21 protein-coding genes and 1 pseudogene are annotated in these 21,157 nt (G+C 63.5%); 11 read left to right on the top strand and 11 right to left on the bottom strand.

Features of this window, described 5'->3' with window-relative positions; translation table 11 throughout:
• The first annotated feature begins 35 nt into the window (after nucleotides 1–35).
• From FJ970_RS14265 to FJ970_RS14255, 3 genes and pseudogenes are all read left to right on the top strand, one after another.
• The gene (locus FJ970_RS14265; protein ID WP_227792170.1) at nucleotides 36–1,271 is read left to right on the top strand and encodes a cytochrome-c peroxidase; all 1,236 of its coding nucleotides are present in this window, start codon (nucleotides 36–38) and stop codon (nucleotides 1,269–1,271) included.
• A gap of 204 nt (nucleotides 1,272–1,475) precedes the next feature.
• Complete coding sequence (locus FJ970_RS14260) at nucleotides 1,476–3,878, top strand: putative bifunctional diguanylate cyclase/phosphodiesterase (protein WP_227792131.1); 2,403 nt, start codon at nucleotides 1,476–1,478, stop codon at nucleotides 3,876–3,878.
• 25 nt (nucleotides 3,879–3,903) lie between these two features.
• A pseudogene (locus tag FJ970_RS14255) lies at nucleotides 3,904–4,154 on the top strand (cytochrome-c peroxidase); the annotation flags it as partial.
• A gap of 244 nt (nucleotides 4,155–4,398) precedes the next feature.
• On the opposite strand, the gene FJ970_RS14250 reads toward FJ970_RS14255, so the two are convergent.
• Both FJ970_RS14250 and FJ970_RS14245 read right to left on the bottom strand, forming a co-directional pair.
• Nucleotides 4,399–5,103: an SDR family oxidoreductase gene (locus FJ970_RS14250; protein WP_140765296.1), complete on the bottom strand. Its 705-nt coding sequence runs from the start codon at nucleotides 5,101–5,103 to the stop codon at nucleotides 4,399–4,401.
• A 125-nt stretch (nucleotides 5,104–5,228) separates the two neighbouring features.
• Nucleotides 5,229–5,846 carry a helix-turn-helix domain-containing protein gene (locus FJ970_RS14245; RefSeq protein WP_140765298.1) on the bottom strand — a complete coding sequence of 206 codons (618 nt, stop codon included), beginning with the start codon at nucleotides 5,844–5,846 and terminating at the stop codon, nucleotides 5,229–5,231.
• 136 nt (nucleotides 5,847–5,982) lie between these two features.
• Here FJ970_RS14245 and FJ970_RS14240 point away from each other — a divergent pair, with 136 nt between their 5' ends.
• Together FJ970_RS14240 and FJ970_RS33605 are read left to right on the top strand one after the other, a co-directional pair.
• Nucleotides 5,983–7,116, top strand: a complete 1,134-nt coding sequence (locus FJ970_RS14240; RefSeq protein WP_140765300.1) for an NAD(P)/FAD-dependent oxidoreductase — start codon at nucleotides 5,983–5,985, stop codon at nucleotides 7,114–7,116.
• Between the two features lie 131 nt (nucleotides 7,117–7,247).
• On the top strand, nucleotides 7,248–7,379 hold the full coding sequence (locus tag FJ970_RS33605; RefSeq protein ID WP_263489051.1) for a hypothetical protein: 132 nt from the start codon (nucleotides 7,248–7,250) through the stop codon (nucleotides 7,377–7,379).
• Between the two features lie 6 nt (nucleotides 7,380–7,385).
• On the opposite strand, the gene FJ970_RS14235 is transcribed toward FJ970_RS33605, so the two are convergent.
• Both FJ970_RS14235 and FJ970_RS14230 read right to left on the bottom strand, forming a co-directional pair.
• Nucleotides 7,386–7,949, bottom strand: a complete 564-nt coding sequence (locus FJ970_RS14235; RefSeq protein WP_140765302.1) for a cytochrome b — start codon at nucleotides 7,947–7,949, stop codon at nucleotides 7,386–7,388.
• 268 nt (nucleotides 7,950–8,217) lie between these two features.
• The gene (locus FJ970_RS14230) at nucleotides 8,218–8,709 is read right to left on the bottom strand and encodes a MarR family winged helix-turn-helix transcriptional regulator (RefSeq protein WP_140765304.1); all 492 of its coding nucleotides are present in this window, start codon (nucleotides 8,707–8,709) and stop codon (nucleotides 8,218–8,220) included.
• Nucleotides 8,710–8,834: 125 nt separating this feature from the next.
• On the opposite strand from FJ970_RS14230, the gene FJ970_RS14225 reads away from it, so the two are divergent.
• From FJ970_RS14225 to FJ970_RS14215, 3 genes are all read left to right on the top strand, one after another.
• A complete protein-coding gene (locus tag FJ970_RS14225; protein ID WP_140765306.1) occupies nucleotides 8,835–9,650 on the top strand; it encodes a p-hydroxycinnamoyl CoA hydratase/lyase in 816 nt (271 codons plus the stop codon).
• 32 nt (nucleotides 9,651–9,682) lie between these two features.
• Complete coding sequence (locus FJ970_RS14220) at nucleotides 9,683–11,191, top strand: AMP-binding protein (protein ID WP_140765308.1); 1,509 nt, start codon at nucleotides 9,683–9,685, stop codon at nucleotides 11,189–11,191.
• 109 nt (nucleotides 11,192–11,300) lie between these two features.
• On the top strand, nucleotides 11,301–12,260 hold the full coding sequence (locus FJ970_RS14215) for a dimethylarginine dimethylaminohydrolase family protein (RefSeq protein ID WP_140765310.1): 960 nt from the start codon (nucleotides 11,301–11,303) through the stop codon (nucleotides 12,258–12,260).
• A gap of 97 nt (nucleotides 12,261–12,357) precedes the next feature.
• Here FJ970_RS14215 and FJ970_RS14210 read toward each other — a convergent pair whose 3' ends face one another.
• On the bottom strand, nucleotides 12,358–13,914 hold the full coding sequence (locus tag FJ970_RS14210) for a phenylacetate--CoA ligase family protein (RefSeq protein WP_140765312.1): 1,557 nt from the start codon (nucleotides 13,912–13,914) through the stop codon (nucleotides 12,358–12,360).
• The gene (locus tag FJ970_RS14205; protein ID WP_140765314.1) at nucleotides 13,905–14,948 is read right to left on the bottom strand and encodes a hypothetical protein; all 1,044 of its coding nucleotides are present in this window, start codon (nucleotides 14,946–14,948) and stop codon (nucleotides 13,905–13,907) included. The genes FJ970_RS14210 and FJ970_RS14205 overlap by 10 nt, the downstream gene beginning before the upstream one ends.
• Nucleotides 14,949–15,325: 377 nt before the next feature.
• On the opposite strand from FJ970_RS14205, the gene FJ970_RS14200 reads away from it, so the two are divergent.
• On the top strand, nucleotides 15,326–15,520 hold the full coding sequence (locus tag FJ970_RS14200; RefSeq protein WP_181178825.1) for a hypothetical protein: 195 nt from the start codon (nucleotides 15,326–15,328) through the stop codon (nucleotides 15,518–15,520).
• Between the two features lie 94 nt (nucleotides 15,521–15,614).
• Here the strand turns inward: FJ970_RS14200 and FJ970_RS14195 are convergent, their stop codons facing one another.
• On the bottom strand, nucleotides 15,615–17,720 hold the full coding sequence (locus FJ970_RS14195) for an EAL domain-containing protein (protein ID WP_140765318.1): 2,106 nt from the start codon (nucleotides 17,718–17,720) through the stop codon (nucleotides 15,615–15,617).
• 231 nt (nucleotides 17,721–17,951) lie between these two features.
• Here FJ970_RS14195 and FJ970_RS14190 point away from each other — a divergent pair, with 231 nt between their 5' ends.
• Complete coding sequence (locus FJ970_RS14190; protein ID WP_140765320.1) at nucleotides 17,952–18,401, top strand: ester cyclase; 450 nt, start codon at nucleotides 17,952–17,954, stop codon at nucleotides 18,399–18,401.
• A 61-nt stretch (nucleotides 18,402–18,462) separates the two neighbouring features.
• Here FJ970_RS14190 and FJ970_RS14185 read toward each other — a convergent pair whose 3' ends face one another.
• Both FJ970_RS14185 and FJ970_RS14180 read right to left on the bottom strand, forming a co-directional pair.
• Nucleotides 18,463–18,999: a hypothetical protein gene (locus FJ970_RS14185; RefSeq protein ID WP_181178826.1), complete on the bottom strand. Its 537-nt coding sequence runs from the start codon at nucleotides 18,997–18,999 to the stop codon at nucleotides 18,463–18,465.
• Between the two features lie 115 nt (nucleotides 19,000–19,114).
• Nucleotides 19,115–19,441 carry a DUF1330 domain-containing protein gene (locus FJ970_RS14180; protein WP_140765322.1) on the bottom strand — a complete coding sequence of 109 codons (327 nt, stop codon included), beginning with the start codon at nucleotides 19,439–19,441 and terminating at the stop codon, nucleotides 19,115–19,117.
• 177 nt (nucleotides 19,442–19,618) lie between these two features.
• Here FJ970_RS14180 and FJ970_RS14175 point away from each other — a divergent pair, with 177 nt between their 5' ends.
• Nucleotides 19,619–20,311: a winged helix-turn-helix transcriptional regulator gene (locus tag FJ970_RS14175; RefSeq protein WP_140765324.1), complete on the top strand. Its 693-nt coding sequence runs from the start codon at nucleotides 19,619–19,621 to the stop codon at nucleotides 20,309–20,311.
• 33 nt (nucleotides 20,312–20,344) lie between these two features.
• On the opposite strand, the gene FJ970_RS14170 is transcribed toward FJ970_RS14175, so the two are convergent.
• Nucleotides 20,345–20,743 (bottom strand): helix-turn-helix domain-containing protein, encoded by a 399-nt coding sequence (locus tag FJ970_RS14170; RefSeq protein ID WP_140765326.1) that lies wholly within the window; start codon nucleotides 20,741–20,743, stop codon nucleotides 20,345–20,347.
• Entirely contained in the window at nucleotides 20,743–21,039 is a 297-nt protein-coding gene (locus FJ970_RS14165; RefSeq protein WP_140765328.1) for a type II toxin-antitoxin system HigB family toxin, read from the bottom strand. The genes FJ970_RS14170 and FJ970_RS14165 overlap by 1 nt, the downstream gene beginning before the upstream one ends.
• Between the last annotated feature and the right edge of the window lie 118 nt (nucleotides 21,040–21,157).

Genomic DNA, 21,157 nt, shown 5'->3' with positions numbered 1-21,157 from the left:
CTTGCCCCATGAAGACGAGACGATGGGAAAGCCTGATGATCGCGATTGCCGCGATCTCGACCTTCGCACTTGCCGCGCTCGCGAATACGGCGGACGGCGTCCATCCCGGCCCGCTATCGCGCGCGCAAGCGTTCGCGCGCGCCGAGGCGCTGACCGCCTTGGGCCGAAAAATGTTCTTCGACCCTGCGCTGTCGGCCTCGGGCAAGCAGGCCTGCTCGTCCTGTCATGATCCGCGCCACGCTTTCGGTCCGGCCTCGGCATCTCCGGTCGAGATGGGAGGCCCGAACCTCGACCAGTCGGGCGTGCGCGCCGTGCCGTCGCTGCGCTATCTCCAGGCGGCACCTGCCTTCACCGAGCATTTCCACGATTCCGAGGACGAAGGCGACGAGAGCGTCGACAACGGTCCGACCGGTGGCCTGACCTGGGACGGCCGCGCCGACCACGGCAAGGACCAGGCGAAAATCCCCCTGCTCTCGCCCTTCGAGATGGCCAACAAGGATGAAGCAGCCGTCTCCGCCTCCCTGCGCAAGACCGCCTATGCCGATGACTTCAAGGCCGTGTTCGGGCAGGATGTCTTCGAGCGCCCGGGCGACGCCTTCACCGCCGCCGCCGAGGCGCTTGGCACGTTCGAGCAGAGTGCCGCCGATTTCTATCCCTATTCCAGCCGCTACGATGCCTTCCTTGCCGGCAAGGCGACGCTGTCGGCGCAGGAACTGCGTGGCCGCGAACTGTTCGAGGACGAGGCGAAAGGCAATTGCGCCTCCTGCCATCTCAGTGAACCCGCCAATGACGGCGAGCCGCCGCAATTCACCGATTTCGGGCTGATCGCCATCGCCGTGCCGCGTAATCCGGCGATCCCGGCCAACGCCGACCCCGCCTATGCCGATCTCGGCCTGTGCGGTCCGCTGCGCACCGATTTTCGCGGCCGCACCGATTATTGCGGCCTGTTCAAGACACCGACGCTGCGCAACGTCGCGCTGCGCAAGAGCTTCTTCCACAACGGCTATTTCCACACGCTGCGCGACGCCGTCGCCTTCTATGCCAGCCGCGACACCGACCCCGGCCGCTGGTATCCGAGGAATGCCGACGGCACGGTCGACAAATATGACGATTTGCCAAAGGCTTACTGGCCGAACCTGAATCAAGACCCACCCTTCGACGGCAAGAAACCCGGCGACAAGCCGGCGCTGAACGACGCCGAAATCGACGATATCGTGGCGTTTCTGCAGACGCTCACCGATGCCGATCAGCGGACCGAGCCAGCGAATTGAACCCTTGGACCTCGCGCGGGCCGACGTGCCGGATTGGCCGCGCCCGCGAACCAGTTTCTGGCCTTGCCGGATTGCCGCGCGGGCCGGGAGGAACGGTAAAGAAGGACATTCGTCATTAGGGCTTCCTAAACTGCTCTGGGGTATCCCTTGCCAATCGATGGTAGGACGCCGATGAACGCATTCGGGCGAGCAGTCGGATTTGTGGTGATCCTTGTCACCGGCGCAGCAATGCTGGTGGCTTTGCACATCGATGCCCAGCGGGATTACGCGCTTGCCAGGGAACGTTATCTGGAAAACTCCCGGGCGGCATCGCGCGCGACCGCCAAGACCGTCGAAGACGCCTTGCGGTCCGTCTACGAAAATGTCCGGACCCTGACCTATCTGCCAAGCGTCAGGAACCTCGACCGGCACGGCACCAATCTGGGCGACGAAGGCCGTGCGACCATCCAGCAGATCTACAATAACCTCGCTAACAACGTCTCCATTTCCGAGGTCTACTTCCTGCCGCTGGATTTCGACCCGGACCGCTTCGACGCCGTGACCGGCAAGCTCGAGGAGCCGATCCTCCAGTTCGACCAGTTGATCGTGAATGCCAGGGCAAGGTCAGACGCCGCCGCGTACACAAAGCCCGTCAAGCTGGATGACAATTCGCTGATCCGTCCGCCCGAAGAAGTTGAAACCTATGAATACCATGAACTGGTCAAACAGCTTGCCTGGCTGAAGGCGAACTATCCCAATTCCAGCAACATCGACGGGCTGGATGTGCCGGTCATCGGCACGAAGGAACTCATCACCTGCGACAACACCGATTTCATCCATACCGGCAATGACGCTGATCGCTCTGGCTTCATTCTTTCGGTCCCGGTCTTCGGCCAGGATGGCAGACTGCGCGGCTCCGTCTCGGCGATCATGCTCACCTCGGCGTTGAGGAAACTGTTGCCGAGCAGCGATTATGTCATCGTCAATTCAGGCTACGGGTTCGAATCCGACCAGCACAAGATGTCGACGGCCCTGGCGGCTGATTCCCACGCTTTCACGGCTGCGGACCCCAATCTGATCTATTCCGAAGTCCTCCCGCTCTCGCTCAACGATCCTAGAAGTGCCTGGGGTCTCTGGGCCGGTTTTCCCAACAGCAGATTCGACGACAACATGGACGCCCAGGCCGTGCGGGAATTCGAACTGGCCGGCTACGCGGCGGTCGCGGTCGTCACGCTGCTGGCGCTGGCCTGCTGGTATGCGATCGGGCGCACGATGACGATGCAGGCCGATGCCGCCGAGACCCTGGAGCGGCGGGTCGAGGAACGCACCATCGAGATCCAGCACCTCGCCACGCACGACATCCTTACCGGCCTGCCCAACCGGGGTCTGTTGGCCGGCACGATGGACGAGGCGCTGAGAAGCCTCAGGGAGGGCGAGAAGCTGGCCGTCCATTGCGTCGATCTCGACCGTTTCAAACCGGTCAATGACACGCTCGGCCATCCGATCGGCGACCGGCTCCTCAGTGAAGTGGCGAGGCGCCTGCAGCAGCAGGCCGGTGAGACCGCCATGGTGGCAAGGATCGGCGGCGACGAATTCGTCATCCTCCAGCTCTTGCTCGATGGCAGTGACGAGGCCGGCGTTCTGGCGAGCCGGGTCATTCACGCCCTGGCCGGCGAATTCTTGATCCAGGGCCACAAGATCAACATTGGCAGCAGCATCGGCATCGCCGTCTTCCCGGACGATGGGCAAAGTTCGGAAATCCTCATCCGCAATGCCGACCTTGCCTTGTACAAGGCCAAGATGGAGGGCCGCGGGACCTGCAGGTCTTTCGAGGCAGGAATGGACGCAAGACTGCGGGAGCGGCGCCAGCTCGAGTCCGAGCTTGCTCTCGGCGTCGCGAACGAGCAGTTCGTCCTGCACTATCAACCGCTGCATGACGCACAGACCTCGGAACTGACGGGCTTCGAAGCGCTGGTGCGATGGGAGCATCCGCGCCTCGGCCTGCTCCAACCATCGGAGTTTATCCAGATGGCCGAGGAGACGGGCGTGATCGAGGCGCTTGGCGAGTGGATCTTGAGGCGTGCCTGCGTCGACGCCGCGAAGTGGCCCGCGACCATCAAGGTCGCGGTCAATCTCTCGCCGGCCCAGTTCAAACAGCAGACGCTGCCGCTTCAGGTTGCCTCGGCGCTCGTGGCCTCGGGCCTGCTGCCGTCACGGCTCGAGCTGGAAATCACCGAGTCGGTGCTGCTTGCGCACAATGAAAACACGATAACGACGCTCCACCGCCTGCAGGATCTGGGCATCAGCATAGCCATGGACGATTTCGGCACCGGCTATTCCTCGCTGAGCTATCTCAGGTCGTTCCCGTTCAACCGCATCAAGATCGACCGCAGCTTCGTCAGCCTGATGTGCGAGAGCAGCGAAAGCCGGGCGATCGTCAAGGCCGTCGCCGAACTCGGCGCGACGCTCGGCATGACCACGACCGCGGAAGGCGTCGAGACCGAGGACCAGTACAGGCTGGTCAAGGAAAATGGTTGCACGGATGTCCAAGGCTGGTTCTTCGGCCGCCCAATGCCGTGCTCCGAGGTTCATAGACTTTTCGAAAGGCCAAATGCCTTGAGCGCGTAGGCGATGCGGCGCGCCGGAGACACCGACACTGCGCGACGCCGTCGCCTTCTACGCCAGCCGCGACACCGACCCCGGCGCTTGTACCCGAAAAACACCGACAGCACGGTCGACCAATATGACGATTTGCCAAAGGCTTACTGGCCGAACCTGAATCAAGACCCGCCCTTCGACGGCAAGAAACCCGGCGACAAGCCGGCGCTCGACGACGCCGAGATCGACGACATCGTGGCGTTTCTGCAGGCGCTGACGGATGCGGATCAGGTGGGGGGCCACTGAAGCGTCGGGACGAGCATGGCACCCAAAACGAAACGCCGGCGGGCCAGCGCCCCCCTCTGTCCTGCCGGACATCTCCCCCTCAAGGGGGGAGATTGGCAGCTTCGGCGCCGGCTCTTTTCTTCAACACCGAAAATTGGCGAAAGCCGTGGTGACATCCGATCTCCCCCCTCGAGGGGGAGATGTCCGGCAGGACAGAGGGGGGCGCTGGCCCGCCGGCTTCTGCAAGGGATCGAGCCAATCCCGCTCACAGCGCCCTGATAACGCCCCCATCCACGCGGATATTCTGCCCCGTAATATATCCCGCCCCTTCCGAAGCCAGGAAGGCAATCGTGGCGGCGATCTCCTCACTCGTCCCGTAGCGCTGCATCGGCACGTTGTCGCGGCGCTCTTCGGTGCCGGGCAGGCTGTCGATCCAGCCGGGCAGCACATTGTTCATGCGCACATTGTCGGCCGCGTAGGTGTTGGCGAAAATCTTGGTGTAGGCGGCAAGGCCGGCGCGGAACACGGCCGAGGTCGGGAACATCGCGTTCGGCTCGGCGACCCAGGCCGTCGAGATGTTGATGATGGCGCCGCCCTTCTGCTTGACCATCTGCGGCGCCACGATGCGCACCGGTCGGATGACGTTCATCAGGTAGACGTCCATGCCGGTATGCCACTGCTCGTCCGTGATCTCCAGGATCGGCGCGCGCGGGCCGTGGCCACCGCTGTTGACCAGCACGTCGATGCGGCCATAGCGCTCCAGCGTCAGGTCGGCGAGACGCTGCAGATCGTCGTTCGACTGGTTGGAGCCGGTGACGCCCAGCCCGCCAAGCTCCTTGGCCAGCGCCTCGCCCTTGCCGGACGAAGACAGGATCGCGACCTTGAACCCATCCGCCGCCAGGCGCTTCGCCGCCGCCGCCCCCATGCCGCTGCCGCCGGCCACGATGACGGCTGTCTTTTCTGAATTCATTGGGATTTCCTCATCGAGTTGGCGGGGCTTGCGGTTTCAGCGGTCCTATAGCCGGTTTCGCCGCGCAGTTCGAACCAGAAAGACTGAATCGAGCTGCAGAAAACTTGCGCGGTGAGCTGCGCCCCCTACCCATCCACCGTCTCCAGCACGCTCAGCAGCGTGCCTTCCATGTCGGGCTCGTCGCCGGAGCAGACGCACAGCATCTCGGCGTCGCCCTCGCCCACCGAGAGATAGGCGTGGCCCATGGTGGAATCGATGTAGACGCTCTCGCCCTCTCTCAGCCGCACCGGAGCGTACTGTTCGGTGTGCAGTTCGATCTCGCCCTTGAGCACGATCAGGAATTCCTCGCCGGCGTGCCTGGTCAGCGGGCCGAATTCTTCCGGCGTGCGGGCGCGCGCATAGGCATGGATCGGCACCATGCGTTTGCGCACCAGGTCGGTGGCGAGATACCGGTAGTCGTAGTTGCGGGTCAGCTGGCGCAGCGTGTTGGATTGCGAGGTCACCGAACGGCGGGTGCGCGACGCCGGCTGCTTGCGGTCGCCGCTGAGCAGTTCCGTCACATGGATGCCGAGCCCCTCGCAAATCTGCAGGAGCTTGTCATAGCTCAGCGACATCTGGTCGTTCTCGACCTTGGACAGCGTCGACACCGCGACGCCGGTGAGAGAGCTGACCTCCTGCAAGGTCCAGCCATGGGTTTTTCTCAGGGCCCGCAGACAATCACCGAGGTTCGGTTGCTCCGACATTGTCAGCTCCATGGCGCGGCGGTCCAGCCGCTTCTCCACTCTAGCTATTCGAACTCCCGGCCGTCATCAACAACGCCAATAATTTTCCTATACGCTAAATATTGACTGGATACGAAATTATTTTTACGACTGATGGATGCAGTCGAATTCTCCCACGAAGATCATCGTCATCGGCGGCGGCATCGCCGGCCTCTCGCTTGCCGCCGAGGTGGCGGATTGGGCCGCAGTCACCGTCATCGAGCGTGAGCCGCATCTCGGCTACCACGCCAGTGGCCGTTCCGCCGCTCTGTTCACCGAGACCTATGGCAACCGCCTGGTGCGCGCGCTGACGCTGGCCAGCCGGCAGGCAATAGTTGAAGGCGGCTTCGTCGCCCATCGGCGTGGCGCGCTGCACGTCGGCTGGGTCGGCGACGATACCGCCATCGACAAGCTGGCTCATGAATTGCAGGCGCTGGTGCCGAGCGTGCGGCGTCTGTTGGCGGCCGAACTCCACGCACTGGTTCCGGTCATTGCCAGGGAAAACACCTGCGGCGGAGTCTATGAACCGGACGCGGTGGATGTCGATACCGGCAAGATGCTGGGGTCCAGCGCCTCGGCGCTGAAGGCCGGTGGCGGCATCATCCGCACCGGCGAGGAGGTCCGCTCCATATCACGCGACGGCAGCGCTTTTCGGATTGAAACGAGCGCCGGCGTCTACTCGGCCGACATCGTCGTCAACGCCGCCGGCGCCTGGGTCGATATCGTCGCCGGCATGGCGGGGCTCCCGAGCCTCGGCTTCCAGCCGAAACAGCGCACCGCCTTCCTGTTCGACCCGCCCGCCGGCATGGACATTGCCAGTTGGCCGCTGGTGGTCGACCTGCACGAGCAGTTCTACTTCAAGCCCGATGCCGGCAGGCTGATCGGCTCGCTCGCCGACGAGACCGATTCCGAGCCTTGCGACGCCTGGCCGCAAGACATCGACGTCGCCATCGCCGTCGACCGCATCGAACAGGCGACGTCGATGCGCATCGGCCGTCCGTCGACGCCATGGGCGGGCCTGCGCACCTTCGCGCCCGACCGCACGCCGGTCGCTGGCTTCGACCCGCGCCTGCCCGGCTTCTTCTGGCTCGGCGGCCAGGGCGGCTACGGCTTCCAGGTCTCGCTGACGCTGGCCAGGCTGAGCGCGGCGCTGATACGCGGGCAGTCCTTGCCCGAGGATGTCACGGCCCTCGGCGTCACCGCCGCGGCGCTGGCGCCCGATCGCTTCCTGGCCCCGGCGTCGGCTCCATGAATTTCACGCCCTTGCCTCAACCCGTAAAATGTCATCAGGAGCGTTTGCGATGAAATCCACCGTTCCAGAGCGCCTATGCCGACCGCGCCTTCTATGGGCACCAGGGCAGCATTCCGGGCTACGTCGCCGTCATGCTGCACGACCCGGAGGCGGACCTCACCATCGCCATGACCAGCAATGTCGGCTCCGGCAATCGCCTCTCCTTCCAGGCCAGCGGCCTGCACCCGGTGGTCGATCAGGCGATCCGCATCATTCTCGACTGACCGCGTTCAGCCGCCCTGCCCGGACGATGGATCGGGCAGGCCCGGCAGCATCTGGCTCAGCACCCGGTCGCGAAGGAAGATATGATGGAAGATGGCAGCGGCCGCGTGCAGGCCGGCGAGCCACATGATGATATCGCCAAGCGTGCCATGGATCTCCGCCAGCGGCGCTCCCCAGGAGCCGGAAAACGGACCGATCGCTCCCAACCCATAGACCGCGACCGGATGCCCGCCAAACCATGCGCCGAGCATGGCGGTCGCCGGGACAGCGAACAGAAGGGCGTAAAGCGCCCAGTGCGTTGCTTTCGAAGCAATCTCCATCCAGCCAGGCATGGCCGGCGAATCGGGAATGCGATCGAAAAGGCGCCAGACCAGGCGAATGACCAGCAAACAGAGAACCGAGAGGCCAAGCGACTCGTGCAGCAGCAATGTCGATGCCCTGGCCGTGGAATAGACGCGTTCGGGCGGCCCTCCGGCGGATACGAGGAAGGCGGCGAGCACCAGCAAAGCCGTCAGCCAATGGAGAGCCTGGGCAACGCGTCCATAACGGGTTGTCGAGCCGGAAAGCGACATGCGAAAACTCCCAAAAAGGTGAGAAAAATCCTGACGAGGATGAACGTGCAGCTATTTTCCCGGTTCCTCAAGTAACATCAGTTTACCGCCCATGTCGGTTGCGTCGCTGCCGCTGGCGGCGCTGCCTGACGAGACGAAGTCCCTAGAGCGGTTCAGTGTTTGTTGAAATCGCCGAACCGCTCTAACTCTTTGTTTTCACGCAATTCCCTAGGGAAAGCGCTACGCGCTTTTCCCGGGAAAACCGCTACGCACTTTTCCTGGAATTGCTCTAGCCTTGCTCCGTCCAGATCAGACGCAGCAGGCGAAGCAGCGTTGCCCGCTCCTTGGCTGTCAGCCGATGCAGGAACCGGTCTTCATGCCGGCGAACCTGTCGCCGCCATCCGGGCATGGCCTTCCTCGCGGCCGGTGTCAGGGTCAGCACCTGCACGCGCTTGTCGTCCGAATGGTCGTCGCGCTCGACCAGCCCTCGCCCTTCGAGCTCGGCAAGCAGCGGCGCCATGTTGGCGCTCTTCATGCCGAGCTGGCGGCAGAGTTCGGCGGCGCGGATACCGGGTTGTTCGTCGATGAGCGCCAGCATGCCATAGGTGACCGGGCGCAGCGCCGCATCCGCCAGCTCGACGGCGAAATCACTCAAGGCCAAAGTCGAGGCACGCCTGAGATTGTAGCCGATCTGCGCGTCGAGCGCGTCTTCGGTAATCGACCCTAATGCCCCCGGATCGGGGTGCGCACTGGGATCGGCGTGAATTTCCGTCTCATCCATGCTCGAACCGATCGCCGTGATCAAAGCCCTTGTCAAGCAAAAAAGACTATGCGACATAGCAAACTAGATAGCTATATCGCATAGCAATTTTCGCGACCGTCGCGCCGTATGAGAGGACACTGACCATGACCGAAGAGCCCGTTGCCTTCGATGTCGAGAACGGCATCGCCTGGGTGCGTTTCAACCGGCCGGACAAGCGCAATTGTATGAACCCCGCACTCAACCGGCGGATGATGGAGGTTCTGGACGAACTCGAATTCCGTGACGATGTCGGCGTGCTGGTGCTGTCGGGCGAAGGCAGCGCCTGGTCGGCGGGCATGGACCTCAAGGAGTATTTCCGCGAGACGGAAGCCAAGGGCCTCGGCGCCATCCGCAAGGCGCAGTCCGAAGCCTATGGCTGGTGGCGGCGCCTGCGCTGGTACCACAAGCCGACCATCGCCATGGTCAATGGCTGGTGTTTCGGCGGCGGCTATGGCCCGCTCTTTGCTTGCGATCTCGCCTTCGCCGCCGATGAGGCCCGGTTCGCCTTGTCGGAGATCAACTGGGGCATACTGCCCGGCGGCGGCGCCACCAAGGTGGTGGTCGACCTCTTGTCGATGCGCGACGCCATGTACCATGCGCTGACGGGCGAGCTCATCGACGGCAGAAAGGCCGCCGCCTGGAAGCTGGTCAATGAAAGCCTGCCGCTGGCCGACCTGAAGGCGCGTGTCGCCGAGGTTGCGAACGTCCTTTTGAAGAAGAACCCGATTGCCCTGAAGGCGACCAAGGACGCTATCCGCCGCGTTACCGAGATGACCTATGACAATGCCGAGGACTATCTCGTGCGGGCGCAGGAAGCGGCCAACTCCCATGACAATGACGGCCGCAAGGAGGGCATCCGCCAGTTCATCGACGAGAAGAGCTACAAGCCGGGTCTTGGCGCCTACGACAAGGCCAGATGACGCGATAAACCATCGACGCAATCTGGGAGGAGATGCGAATGCCAACCTGGACGACATCGGATCCCGTGGCCTTGCACGCCGGGACGCAGCCGGACCGTCTTGCCTGCGTCGACCTGGCATCCGGCAGGCGCTGGACTTATGCGGCGCTCGACCGGGCCATCCAGCGCGCCGTCGGCGTCCTCGAAACCGCCCGTGGCATCGAAAAGGGGCAACGGATCGCCACGCTTGCCCGCAACAGCGCCGACCTGCTTGTCCTGCAGCAGGCCGCCATGCGGCTCGGCGCCATCTTCGTGCCGCTCAACTGGCGGCTCGCCGGCGCCGAACGGCAGGCGATCCTTGCCGATTGCGGCCCGGTGTTGCTGCTGCATGACGCAGCGCTCGAAATGACGTTGCCGGCGGGCTGCCTATCGATCGAAGTCGCGACCTTCGCCAAGGCGGTCGAGGCTCAGGCGCCGGCACCGCGCCGTCCCCTGCCGGACGGCGATACGCCATCGATCATCCTCTACACATCGGGTACGTCGGGCCGGCCGAAGGGCGTCGTCGTCACGGAGCGCAACGCGTTGGCCACCGCAGTCAATTTCGGCGTGCTGGGGCGCGTCGGCAATGCCAGCGTCTTCCTCTGCGATGCACCGATGTTCCATGTCATCGGTCTCATCACCAGCCTGCGTCCGCCGCTGCTGCAAGGCGGCACGGTGCTGATCTCGCCCGGGTTCGACGCCGGTGTGACCAACCGCCGCCTGGCCGACCCCGCCCTCGGTATCACCCACTATTTCTGCGTGCCGCAGATGGCGAGGATGCTGCGTGAACACCCCGACTTCGCGCCGGCGCGCTGGACGTCCCTCACCGCCATCTTCACCGGCGGCGCGCCGAACCCGGCCATCGACATCGTTTGGTGGCTGGCACAAGGCATCCGCATGGTCGACGGCTTCGGCATGACGGAAGCCGGCACCGTGCTTGGCATGCCGGTCGAGGCCGAGCGGATAGCCCGCAAGGCCGGCTCGGCCGGCCTGCCTGCGCTGACGATCGGCCTGCGTATCGTCGACGACCACGGCCGGGACGTCGCCGCCGGCGAACCGGGCGAGATATGGCTGTCCGGCCCCTCGATCACGCCGGGCTACTGGAACCGGCCGGAAGAGACGGCGCGCGCCTTCACCGCCGATGGCTGGTTCCGCACCGGCGACATCGCGCGGCGCGATGACGAAGGCTTCGTCACTCTCGTCGACCGCCGCAAGGACATGTTCATCTCCGGTGGCGAGAACGTCTATCCCGCCGAAATCGAGATGGTGCTGCTCGACCATCCCGACATCGCCGAAGCCGCGGTGATCGGCGTCGCCGACGAGCGCTGGGGCGAAGTCGGCCGCGCCTTCATCGTGCTCAAATCCGGCCGCGTCCTGGATCCGGCCGCTCTCGCAAGCCATTGCGGCGCCCGCATCGCCCGCTACAAGGTGCCGAAGCAGTTTCTGCTCACCGAGGCGCTGCCGCGCACCGCGTCCGGCAAGATCCAGAAACACATTCTGCGCGGGTGGGCGGCCGGCGTATAGGCCTGACGCCGCGCCACCGTCGCCTGTCGCAAGATCGCCACGGCGTTCGCCTAACCTTTTATGAGGATATCGACGCTAGGGTCGGCGCGACACCAACGGAGGGGGCTCCTTGCTCACCGTCACCGAGGACGATTTCTCCGAATACCATGTGCCGCCCAGACGCATGCTCATGCATCATCCCCGGCACGGCCTGTCATTGGAGAACCTGTCCAGGGAACGGCTGGCGGCGCTCAATTTCCTCGACCTTCCGCATGTCGACGAACTCTACGCCGAATATGACTCCTTCGCCGCGCTGATCGGAAGCCATGTCGACACCCTCTATCTCGATGACGTGCTTGCCGACCATGAGCCGTACCGGCTAGAAGCCGCCGGCAATCCGAACCTGATTTTCATGCGTGACAGCTCGGTGACCTTGCCGTGGTCGCCCTCGACATTCATTCCGACCCGGCCGGCTCTGCCGAGCCGCGCCCGCGAGGCTGAAATCGTCACCGCCGCCCTGCAAAGACTGGGCATGAAGCCGCTCACCCGTCTCGAGCATGACGAATATCTGGAGGGTGGCGACGTTCTGCCGGTAACCTTCGACGGCCGGCGCGTGTTGCTTGTCGGCTTTGGCGTGCGCACCACCAAGGCGGCCGCGATCAAGCTGGCGCTCGACCTCATCCCCCACCATGTCGACTATATCATCGGCCTCTCGCACGATCCCGAGTTGCTGCATCTCGACACCGGCTTCACCGTGCTGCCCAACAAGGTCATCCTGGCGGCGGCCGGCATGTTCGGCGCTGGCTTCCTCATCGACGAGGATCGCCGGCTGAGCCCGGTGAACCCGCTTGCCTATGCAGAGGCGCTGGGCTGTTCAATCGTTCGCTGCGACAAGGCCGATGCCATCGCCCATGAACGCTGCAACCTGTTGCCGCTGGGCAATCGCAGCTACCTCGCCTTCGACCTCCCGGCCGAACTCAAGGCCACGCTGGAAGCGGCCGCCGGCGTAACAATCCATCTCGTCAAGGGCACCGAGATCGCCAAGGCGACCGGCGGCGTCCATTGCCTGACTAGGCCATTGTACGCCTGACACGGGAAGCCGGCTGGCCGGCCGCTGATCGGCTCGTCGACCCCAAGTGCAGTCAGAGAAGTCACAGTCAGAGAGATCGCGGTCAGAGAGGTCGGCGTCAGAGCTTGTCGTATTTGATGTTCGAGGCGACATACTCGTTCTTCAGCCGTCGCTGGCCGCCTTCGAACGGACCGGTGTTGAAGGCAAACACCTTGAGCTCCGGCATGTTCTCCGGCGTTGCCGTGCGCTTCCAGGCGTTGAGGAAATCGCCGTTCATGGTGGCCAGCCTCTCGAACACCGTCTCCTGCAAGGTTTCGACCGGCAGCGGCAGTGTCGCCCCCTCGACCAGTTCGACAGCCACTTCCATGCGCTTGTTGTGGGCGGCGTCCTCATAAGAGATCAGGCGGAAGGTCGACAGCACCGGCGCCAGCACGTCGAGGCCGAACAGGATCTCGCGCAAACTGTCCGGCGTGACCTTGGCGCCGTAGTATTCGATCGACATGTCGGAGCGGCCGTAGATGAACAACAGCGGCAGATCGAGGATGCGACCGCTGTTTTTCAGCATGTCGCCATGTCCAGTGTCGCGCAGGATGCGCTTCAATTCGCCGAAGCGCAGCACATGGCCGCGATCGTGGATGTTGTAGCGAATCTTGGGCGATATGTTGTAGGGCCGCGAAATCGTCGCCACCAGCTCGCCCTTGGCGTTCTCCTCCAGATAATAGGCCAGCGGATTGTACTGGAAGACCATCGGCGTGACGCCGTAGCCGACACGGATGATCGCCTCGCGCAACCGTTCGTCGCCGAGCAGTGCGCGGCGCAAATTGATGGTGAGTTCGCTCTCGAGCGCGAGATTGACCTCGAGGTCGGAGGCGCCGTAGCTGCCGACGACGCGGCGGAATTTCTTCAGGAGATAGTCGCGCAGGCTTTCCGAGATCCCCTCGCCACCAAAGGCGGCATCGATGGTGAATTTGGACCAGTCGAGACGCGGATCGTCGACGAGCGTCTTCAGGAACGGCGGGTAGCCCATGACCACATAGCGGAAGCGCGGGCCGAACTCGTGGATCGTGTTGACGATCTTGTCAAGGTTCGGGCCCGTCGACTTCAGGATCGTCGTGTCAGTCAGGGAGATCGCGACGTTCATGCCGGTCGCCCACGCGCCGAGCGCGAAGGCGTTGAGGATGAACAGGGTCTCGTTCTCGCCAGTGATGCGCAGGAACGTCATCTGCATCATCTGCTTGGTGATCAGCCGTTCGGTCTTGCCCCGCACCCAGCTTGTCGGCATGCCGCTGCTGCCGGAGGATTCATCGACCATCACCCCCATCGACGGCAGCTTGCCACCCAGCAGCCGCTCTTCCTGAGGGTATTTCTTGACGTAGCTGTCCTTGTCCATTTCCGGAATGGACGTCAGGTCCGGCTTGGTGACGTGGTCGAGCATAATTTCGGGCTTGCCGCCCAGCCTGTCGATATAATCGCGATAGGCCGGGACCTTGGCGTAGGCATGATAGAAATTCGCCCAGGCGCGCCAGGCGCCGACGCCCCACCGCATCCGCTCGAAACCCGGGATGAGCAGGATCTTGTAGGCATGCCGCGACGAGGCGAAGGCGCGCTCGACGACGTTGACGAGCGCGACCAGCGCCAGGAAGAAAGGCCGCACCGCTTGCTTGATCAGCCGCATAGGATGATGTCCTCGAACGGGAGCCGGTAGCTCAGGGGTGGGGTTTGGCTCTTGCCGAGCCGCAGCAGCAGCCAGACCATGTCCGCGCCGCCTTTTTCATCCGGCATGCCGAAATAACCGATCATGTTGGTGCGCGCCTCGTCCGAGGTGATCACCGAACCGTAAGGCTGCCAGTAGTAGCCATGGCGGGTGACGATCAGCCAGAGACGGAACATGGTGGTGCCGGCGTTGAACCAGTCCTCCATGGTCACGTAGGGACCGCGCAGCCAGCCGATGGTGCCGACGCCCTTCATGCTGCGGCCATAGACGAAACCGACAAGACTTTTGATGCCGGGCAAGGTCCAGAAGCCGGGGCTGGTGAAGAAGCTTTTGAGCAGCCGGGCGGAGAAACCGAGACAGCGTGCCGACAGGCCGTCGCCGGTAATGTCTTCCTCGCGCGTGCCAAAGCGCAGCCAGCGCACCAGCTCGTTGCGGATCGGCGCGTTCATCATGTCGTGAAAGAGTGCCTGGCGGTTGAGCTCGATCACCCAGTCGATGGCCTGGGCATCGCTGCGTGCCTCGAAGCGGTGGCCGGTGCGCCGCGCTTCGGCCTCCATGTCCAAAAGCAGCGCTTCGGGGATCGCCTGCCCGTCATAGGGAAGCCGGGAGGTGTGGCGATCGAGAATCAACTGGCTGTCGAAATCGGCCACCGGAGCCGCCGCCGGCCTCAGCGTCAGGCGTGAGATGATTTGCGGCGTCTCGGTATCGCCGCCGGGATACATCGCGGAGAAATCCGTGCGGCAATCGAGCTCGTAGCCCAGGCCATGCGCGGCGATGGCGCAAACCTGGGCGAAGATGCCCGCGGTCAGCCAGGTAAAGCGGCCATGCGGATCGGCCACCCATAAACCGCGGCGCGGCAGAAAGATGATGTCCGCCTCGCTGTCGCTGCGGATGCGCAGCCGGAAAGGTTGCGTGTTGTGAGGACTGGGGCAACTGACGGCGTAGCGGGCAATTTCCCGCCAAATGGCCGGTATCGTTACATTGCTTTCGGTCAAGGTATCGCCCTCCACGCGCGCCTTAGCAAGTAACAAACAAACAATACTGAAATGTGATTTCAGATGACTAACAAACGCTTATGCAAATGTACGGGATACTGCCGGTGTCAGGGACGTCGGGCACCCGCCTCGACCTTGAAGTCAGCTGAATCGCCGGGCAAAAAACCGCGGCGGCAGCGGCCACGATCTCCGCATTGTCCCTAGCCACCGAACCGCGCAAAGCCGTCGCGCCGTCACTCCTGACACGACGGCGCCGCCGTCAGCCGTGCCTCTTCACGTCATTCGCGGGCATTTGAATAAAAGGCGCCTGTGGATATTTACCCAGCGTTGCGCCAGGCCGGCCAAGATAACATTAGGGCGGGATCATGGAGGGACCATTGACCAGCGATTTTTCAGCCGCCCGTCTCCATCTCGAACGCGCCTACCACTATCTTCGCGGCAATGACGAGACGAGTCGTTCGACATGCGAGGCCCTCGACCTGTTGATCGAGATGGTGGCGGAAGCACAGCACAGGAAGCCGGAACCCGGGCTGCTGGAATTTCCGCGAGCGGCGGCGCGCCGGCACGGTTGAACAAAACGCGCCGTGTTCAACGGATTCAGGCCGCGCGCATCAAGTCTTCGTCTTCTTCACGCATGTCGCTTTGGAGCGACATGCATTTTGTCTGTCAGGACGCTCTGCGTCTCGATGCGTCGTCGGCCATTGGTGCCGCGCGCGCCACGATCCGCTCCAGCGGTTCGGGCCGGTGCAGCAGGAAGCCCTGGCCGAACTCGACGCCGATGTCGCCCAGCATGGCCACCGTGTCCTGCCGTTCGATCTTCTCGGCCACGACGGCGCAGCCGAGGCTGCGGGCGATGCTGGTGATGGCCAGCACGATCTCGCGGTCGAAGCGGCTTTCCGTGATATGCTCGATGAAGGAGCCGTCGATCTTGATGGCATCGACCGGAAAGCGCCTGAGATATTCAAACGAACTCATGCCGGCGCCGAAATCGTCTAGGCTGACCCTGCAGCGCCGCTCGCGCGCCTTGCGCACGAAGGTTTCGGCGGCATCGAAATTGGTGACGGCGGCGGTTTCGGTGATCTCGAAGCCGATGCCCGAATGCGGCGCCCCGGTTTCTTCGATGGTGCTGTCGACGAAGTCCCACAGCCCAGGATCGCTCAGCGTCTGTGCCGACAGGTTGAAGCCGAGCGTGATCACGCCGGATTTCATCGCCGCGCTGTGCTGCGACAGCGCGGTGCGGATGATCCAGCGGTCGAGCCGGGCGGCAATGCCGAAGCGCTCCGCCGCCGGTATGAACTCGCCAGGCGGGATCAGCCGACCGCCCTTTCCGGCAAGCCGCGCCAGCACCTCGACATGGCGGTTCTCTTCCCAGGGCCTGCCCAGCCGGTGGATCTCCTGGCCGAACAGTTTCAGCCTGCCGTCATCCATGGCGTCCACCGTGTCGGCGGCGAGCCGTGCCGCGTTGAGGCCGCCCGAACCCGAGATGGCATCGGTCGAAAACAGCGCGAAGCGATCGCGCCCGGCGGCCTTGGCCGCGTAGCAGGCATCGTCGGCGCAGGCCAGCGCGTCGGCAACCGTGGTGACACGGTCGCGGACAATGGCGATGCCGATGCTGGCCGCCAGCCGGCGCGATGTCGCGGCAAGGCCGAGATCGGCGTCGCGCACGGCCGCCAGGATGGCGCAGGCCAGCCGCTCGGCTTGCTCGGTGTCGCAACCGGGCACCATCAGCGCGAACTCGTCGCCGCCGAGCCGCGCCGCATGCGCCGACGGCGGCAGGCAACGGCCAATACCCGCCGCGACGCTCTTCAGCGCCAGATCGCCCGCGGCATGGCCGGCGAAATCGTTGAGCGCCTTGAAGTAGTCGAGGTCGATGTAGAACACCGCAAGCGTCACGCCGGTGGCGATGTGGTCGGCGAGCAGCCTGTCGAAGGCGGCGCGGTTCCACAGTCCGGTCAATGCGTCGTGGCGGGCGGCGAAGGCAAGCTCCTGCTCGCGCAGCTTGTCCTCGGTGATGTCGCGCACCGTGCCGAGGACTTGACCGGCGGCACCGGCGGCGGCGATGAAACGCAGCAGCGATTCGACATGGCGGATCTGGCCGTCGCGCTTGATAATGCGGTACTGCGAGACGATGACGCCGTCGGTTTCCAACGGCACCCTGTGGGCGCGTTCGGCGGCGTCCTTGTCGTCGGGATGCAGGTAGCTGTGCCAGAGATCGGCCGTCACCTCGTCGGTCACCGCCACGAGGCCGAATATCTCCCTTGTGCGCGCGTCCCAATAGCTCTTTCTGGTGGCGATGTCGTAGTGCCAGATGCCGCTGCCGCTGGCGGCGAGCGCCAGGCGAAAGCGGATATTGACCTGTTCGAGCGCGGCTTCGGCGGCCTTCTGCTTCGAGATGTCGGTCTGCACGCCCATCAGCCTGAGCGGCTTGCCGTCGGCGTCGCGCTCGACGATGCCGCCGCGGTCGAGCACCCATATCCAATGGCCCTGCTTGTGCTTGAGCCTGAGTTCGGTCTCGATGGCGTCGGTCAGCCCGGCAATGTGGCGGTCGCCGCTGGCCAGCGCCCGTTCCCGGTCGTCGGGATGGGTCAGTTGCAGCCACAGGTCGCTGGCATTGGCAAGTTCGCCCTCCTCGTAACCCAGCATCCGGGCCCAGGTCGCCGAATAGAAGCAGTCGCCGGTGCTGAGATCCCAATCCCAGACGCCAAGATCGGCGCTCTCCAGGGCCTTGGCCCAGAACGCTCCGTTGCGACTTTTCTTGCCCTGATCCGCCATCGTCCGTTTCGCCTGCCCCACCCGTCGGGCAATCTGCGGCAAAACCAGAGAAGAAACAGTTACCGGGGCAGCGAAGGGGCGGAGTGTCTACTCTCCCGGCGGCAATCGTGACTGCAGCCTTTCGATTGGCGGACAAGAACCGGAGTTTTGCGCGCCTCGAACGATCCTAGGAATGCCCGAGGTCACCAGCCAGCCCGGTGATCCCAAGGCAAACGAGAAGAGGACCTCCCCATGACCAAGCAGGAAGACAACAAGGCCGTCGTCGTCAAATGGTTCACCGACTTCTGGGGTGAAACCTGTGACCTCTCCGTCGTCGACGCCGTCGCCGCGCCCGACATGCTGCTGAAATATTCGCTGCACGAGCCGCGCCGCGGCCGCGACGACATCAAGGCCTTCATGACCGATTTCCGTGCTGCCTTCCCGGATCTCAACTTCTGGGCCACCGCCGATCTCATCGCCGAGGGCGACTATGTCGTCGGCCAGTGGGAGGGCGGCGGCACGCATACCGGCCCGGCCTTCGACGACTTCCTCACCGGCTCGCTGCCCGCCGCCACCGGCCGCACCATGCGCTTCACCGGCACCACGGTGCTGAAGGTGATCGACGGCAGGATCGTCGAGGAAATCGGCCTCGACGACGGCGTCGCCGCCCTCACCCAGCTCGGCCTGATCAAGGCCGCCTGAGAAACTTCGCGCAATATCGAGGCTTCGGCCAGGCGGCATTGGTGCCGCCTGGCCGTGCCGGTTACTGGGTTGGCGCCATCGCGTGCTCGCATGACACTTTGGGGTTCATGTCGGCGAACGTGCCGGTCGGGTTGCCTTTCCAGGCCCAGACATGCAGCTCGTAGAATTCACCCAGGCCATAGCGGTTGGGCGCGCTGTTGAAGTTGAACAGCTGCCCTTCGAGGGATGCCGGCCCCTTCGAGGTGATGTATTCGACGGCCACCAGCTTCAGCGTGCCGTCGGCCATCGGCTCGTACATCACAGCTTCGGGACGGGCGATGTCTATCTTGTCGTCCTTCAGATACCCGCCATTGACATAGTGGATGCCCATGGCGCCGCCGGTGATGCCGCTGGCGCAGGGAATGGGCGCATAGCCTTCCGCCGTCGCGGCGTTGACATCGAGAAACCGGCTGTTGGCCGCCCGCACCTTCTCGGCCAGCGGACTGGCATCCGGCGCGCCCGCTGGCGCCTCCTGATGCGCTTGTGCGAAGGTCGTGCAGACGGCCAGCATGGCCCCCGCCATGAGAAGCCCGTTGCGAAAGTTCGATTTCATATCCATTCCATTCCTGTTGAAAAAGCACGGCTGGCCGGCCGCCGATAATACGGCAGCGCGACAGGCAAGCGCCGTGGCTGTTGCTGCTTGGAGATCCCGAAAACGACGCGGCGAATGCCGGTCATCCCTTCGGCAGATACGGGATCGTTCCGGCCAGATCGGTGTCGTCGATCAGCTGGAAACGGCTGTCGCTGCCGCCCTGGCGGGCCGAAACGAAAGGCGCATAGGCCGGATCGTTGGTGAAGGCGCGCGCCGCGGCTTCCGACGGGAAAGCCATCAGGGCGATCAGCGTCGTGTCGAGCGGCTTGCCTTCGAGCGTCTTCACATTGCCGCTGCGCGACAGATATTTGCCGCCATGCTTGTGGACGAGGTCGTGCACCGAGGCGGCATAGGCCGGGACCCATTTCGGGTCCCTCATCTTGATGTCCGCGATAACGTAAGCAGTCATTGTGGTCTCCTGGTTGCGGCGCACGGGGGTATCCCGTACACCGGCCAAAGGGCTCGCATGGCAGGGCCCACGCCAGCCAGTCCGCGATCTGTACTGGGCCGGTACAGTTTCTGTACTCGCCGCCTCAATCACGAAGGGCTAATGTTCTCCCAAGGTTCGAGGGAGAGGGCACAAGTCATGACCCAGCACGGATACAAACAGTTCTGCCCGCTATCGATGGCCGCCGAGGTGCTGTGCACCCGCTGGACGATGGTGCTGATGCGCGAGCTCGTGGCCGGTTCGACCCGCTTCAACGACCTGCGCCGCGGCGTGCCCAAAATGTCGCCGACCCTTCTGTCGCAACGGCTGAAGGAGCTTGAGCTGGCGGGGATCGTCGAGCGCAAGGAGGTCCAGGGAGAAAAAGGGATTTTCGACTACCGGCTGACCGAGGCCGGCCGCGACCTGCGCCCGGTCGTCGAGGCGATGGGGTTCTGGGGCCAGAAATGGGTCGAATCCCGCCTGTCCCTCAAGAACCTCGATCCGTCGCTGCTGATGTGGGACATGCGGCGCAACCTGAACCCCTCGCCGCTGCCCGAGGGACGCACGGTGATACAATTTCTGTATCAGGAACTCCCCGCCTCCAAACGCTCCTGGTGGCTGATCGTCGAAAAGCACGGCGAGGTCGACCTGTGCTGGTACGATCCGGGTTTCGACGTCGACCTCTATGTCTCGACCGACCTGCACACGATGACAGCGATCTGGATGGGAGTGCTCACCGTCGAAAAGGCCGGCGCGAAGGTCGCCCTGACGGGCGACCAGGCCATCGGCAGGAAGATGCAGACCTGGCTCGGGCTCAGCCCGTTCGCTGTGGAACCCAAACGCGCGGCGTAGGAACCGGTGCTCTCGTCAAGCGCGTGGAGAAGCTTAGGCGCGCTTGCCGCCCCTTTCATTTGCGAGGTGATAGGGTTGCACGAGAATTTCGGCAGGAATGTTCCATTCCTTGTTCAGTTTGAAGATCATGTCGAGGGTAAGGGCGCGCTTTCTGTTCAGCACCTCGGTCGCCCGAGGCGACGACCCGATCACCTCGGCCAAAGCCTTTCGCGGCAGGTTGAACAATTGCATGTGCGAATGAATGGCTTCCACGGGATCGGGTGCTTCAATCGGGTAGTGCTTATCCTCGTAAGCCTCGATCAGCGTTGCGAGAACGTCGAAGCGATCGCCGTCGGGAGAGCCGATCTCCGGCTCATTCTCGAAATATTTGGTGATTTCGGCGATCGCCCAATCGTAGTCGGCTTCGGTCTTAATGGGTCGAATGTTCTCCATCACACCTTCTCCGGATCAATCTTGTCATACTCTTTATGTGTCCCGACGAATTTGATCAGGACGCGGTGAAATTTGTAGGCGACGTGGACGATCAAGCGGTACTTGTTGCCGCCAATATCGAAAATGACGCGGTTGTCGCCCACGAAATCGACGGTCGCCCCGAATGCGTCCTTGAGGTCGGCCGGAGTCTTCCAATCGGCCCTGCCGACAGCAACATACCAAGCAGTCAAAGGCGCTTCGGCTTGATGGTGCTTGGCCCAAAAGTCCTTCAGCGCTTTCTTGGCGATGATTTGCATCGCTTTATATAGCGAATTCCCAAATCGGGAACAAGGGAAATTCCCAAATTGGGAAGGACTGCGTTACATGCAACATCTTGACCTCGACCACGCATGCGCCTCCTGACAGTTGTCCGGA

The sequence above is a fragment of the Mesorhizobium sp. B2-1-8 genome (assembly GCF_006442545.2).
Lineage (GTDB): Bacteria > Pseudomonadota > Alphaproteobacteria > Rhizobiales > Rhizobiaceae > Mesorhizobium.
This window is presented reverse-complemented; position numbering and strand designations above follow the sequence as displayed.

Excerpts from the sequence above, each read along its gene's own strand:
- FJ970_RS14170 (WP_140765326.1), bottom strand. The coding sequence starts at position 20,743 with ATGGAGAACATTCGACCCATTAAGACCGAAGCCGACTACGATTGGGCG.
- FJ970_RS14175 (WP_140765324.1), top strand. The coding sequence starts at position 19,619 with ATGACCCAGCACGGATACAAACAGTTCTGCCCGCTATCGATGGCCGCC.
- FJ970_RS14220 (WP_140765308.1), top strand. The coding sequence starts at position 9,683 with ATGCGAATGCCAACCTGGACGACATCGGATCCCGTGGCCTTGCACGCC.
- FJ970_RS14265 (WP_227792170.1), top strand. The coding sequence starts at position 36 with ATGATCGCGATTGCCGCGATCTCGACCTTCGCACTTGCCGCGCTCGCG.
- FJ970_RS14195 (WP_140765318.1), bottom strand. The coding sequence starts at position 17,720 with ATGGCGGATCAGGGCAAGAAAAGTCGCAACGGAGCGTTCTGGGCCAAG.
- FJ970_RS14230 (WP_140765304.1), bottom strand. The coding sequence starts at position 8,709 with ATGGATGAGACGGAAATTCACGCCGATCCCAGTGCGCACCCCGATCCG.
- FJ970_RS14180 (WP_140765322.1), bottom strand. The coding sequence starts at position 19,441 with ATGACTGCTTACGTTATCGCGGACATCAAGATGAGGGACCCGAAATGG.
- FJ970_RS14245 (WP_140765298.1), bottom strand. The coding sequence starts at position 5,846 with ATGTCGGAGCAACCGAACCTCGGTGATTGTCTGCGGGCCCTGAGAAAA.
- FJ970_RS14235 (WP_140765302.1), bottom strand. The coding sequence starts at position 7,949 with ATGTCGCTTTCCGGCTCGACAACCCGTTATGGACGCGTTGCCCAGGCT.
- FJ970_RS14210 (WP_140765312.1), bottom strand. The coding sequence starts at position 13,914 with ATGCGGCTGATCAAGCAAGCGGTGCGGCCTTTCTTCCTGGCGCTGGTC.
- FJ970_RS14250 (WP_140765296.1), bottom strand. The coding sequence starts at position 5,103 with ATGAATTCAGAAAAGACAGCCGTCATCGTGGCCGGCGGCAGCGGCATG.
- FJ970_RS14190 (WP_140765320.1), top strand. The coding sequence starts at position 17,952 with ATGACCAAGCAGGAAGACAACAAGGCCGTCGTCGTCAAATGGTTCACC.
- FJ970_RS33605 (WP_263489051.1), top strand. The coding sequence starts at position 7,248 with ATGCTGCACGACCCGGAGGCGGACCTCACCATCGCCATGACCAGCAAT.
- FJ970_RS14225 (WP_140765306.1), top strand. The coding sequence starts at position 8,835 with ATGACCGAAGAGCCCGTTGCCTTCGATGTCGAGAACGGCATCGCCTGG.
- FJ970_RS14185 (WP_181178826.1), bottom strand. The coding sequence starts at position 18,999 with ATGGATATGAAATCGAACTTTCGCAACGGGCTTCTCATGGCGGGGGCC.
- FJ970_RS14165 (WP_140765328.1), bottom strand. The coding sequence starts at position 21,039 with ATGCAAATCATCGCCAAGAAAGCGCTGAAGGACTTTTGGGCCAAGCAC.
- FJ970_RS14240 (WP_140765300.1), top strand. The coding sequence starts at position 5,983 with ATGCAGTCGAATTCTCCCACGAAGATCATCGTCATCGGCGGCGGCATC.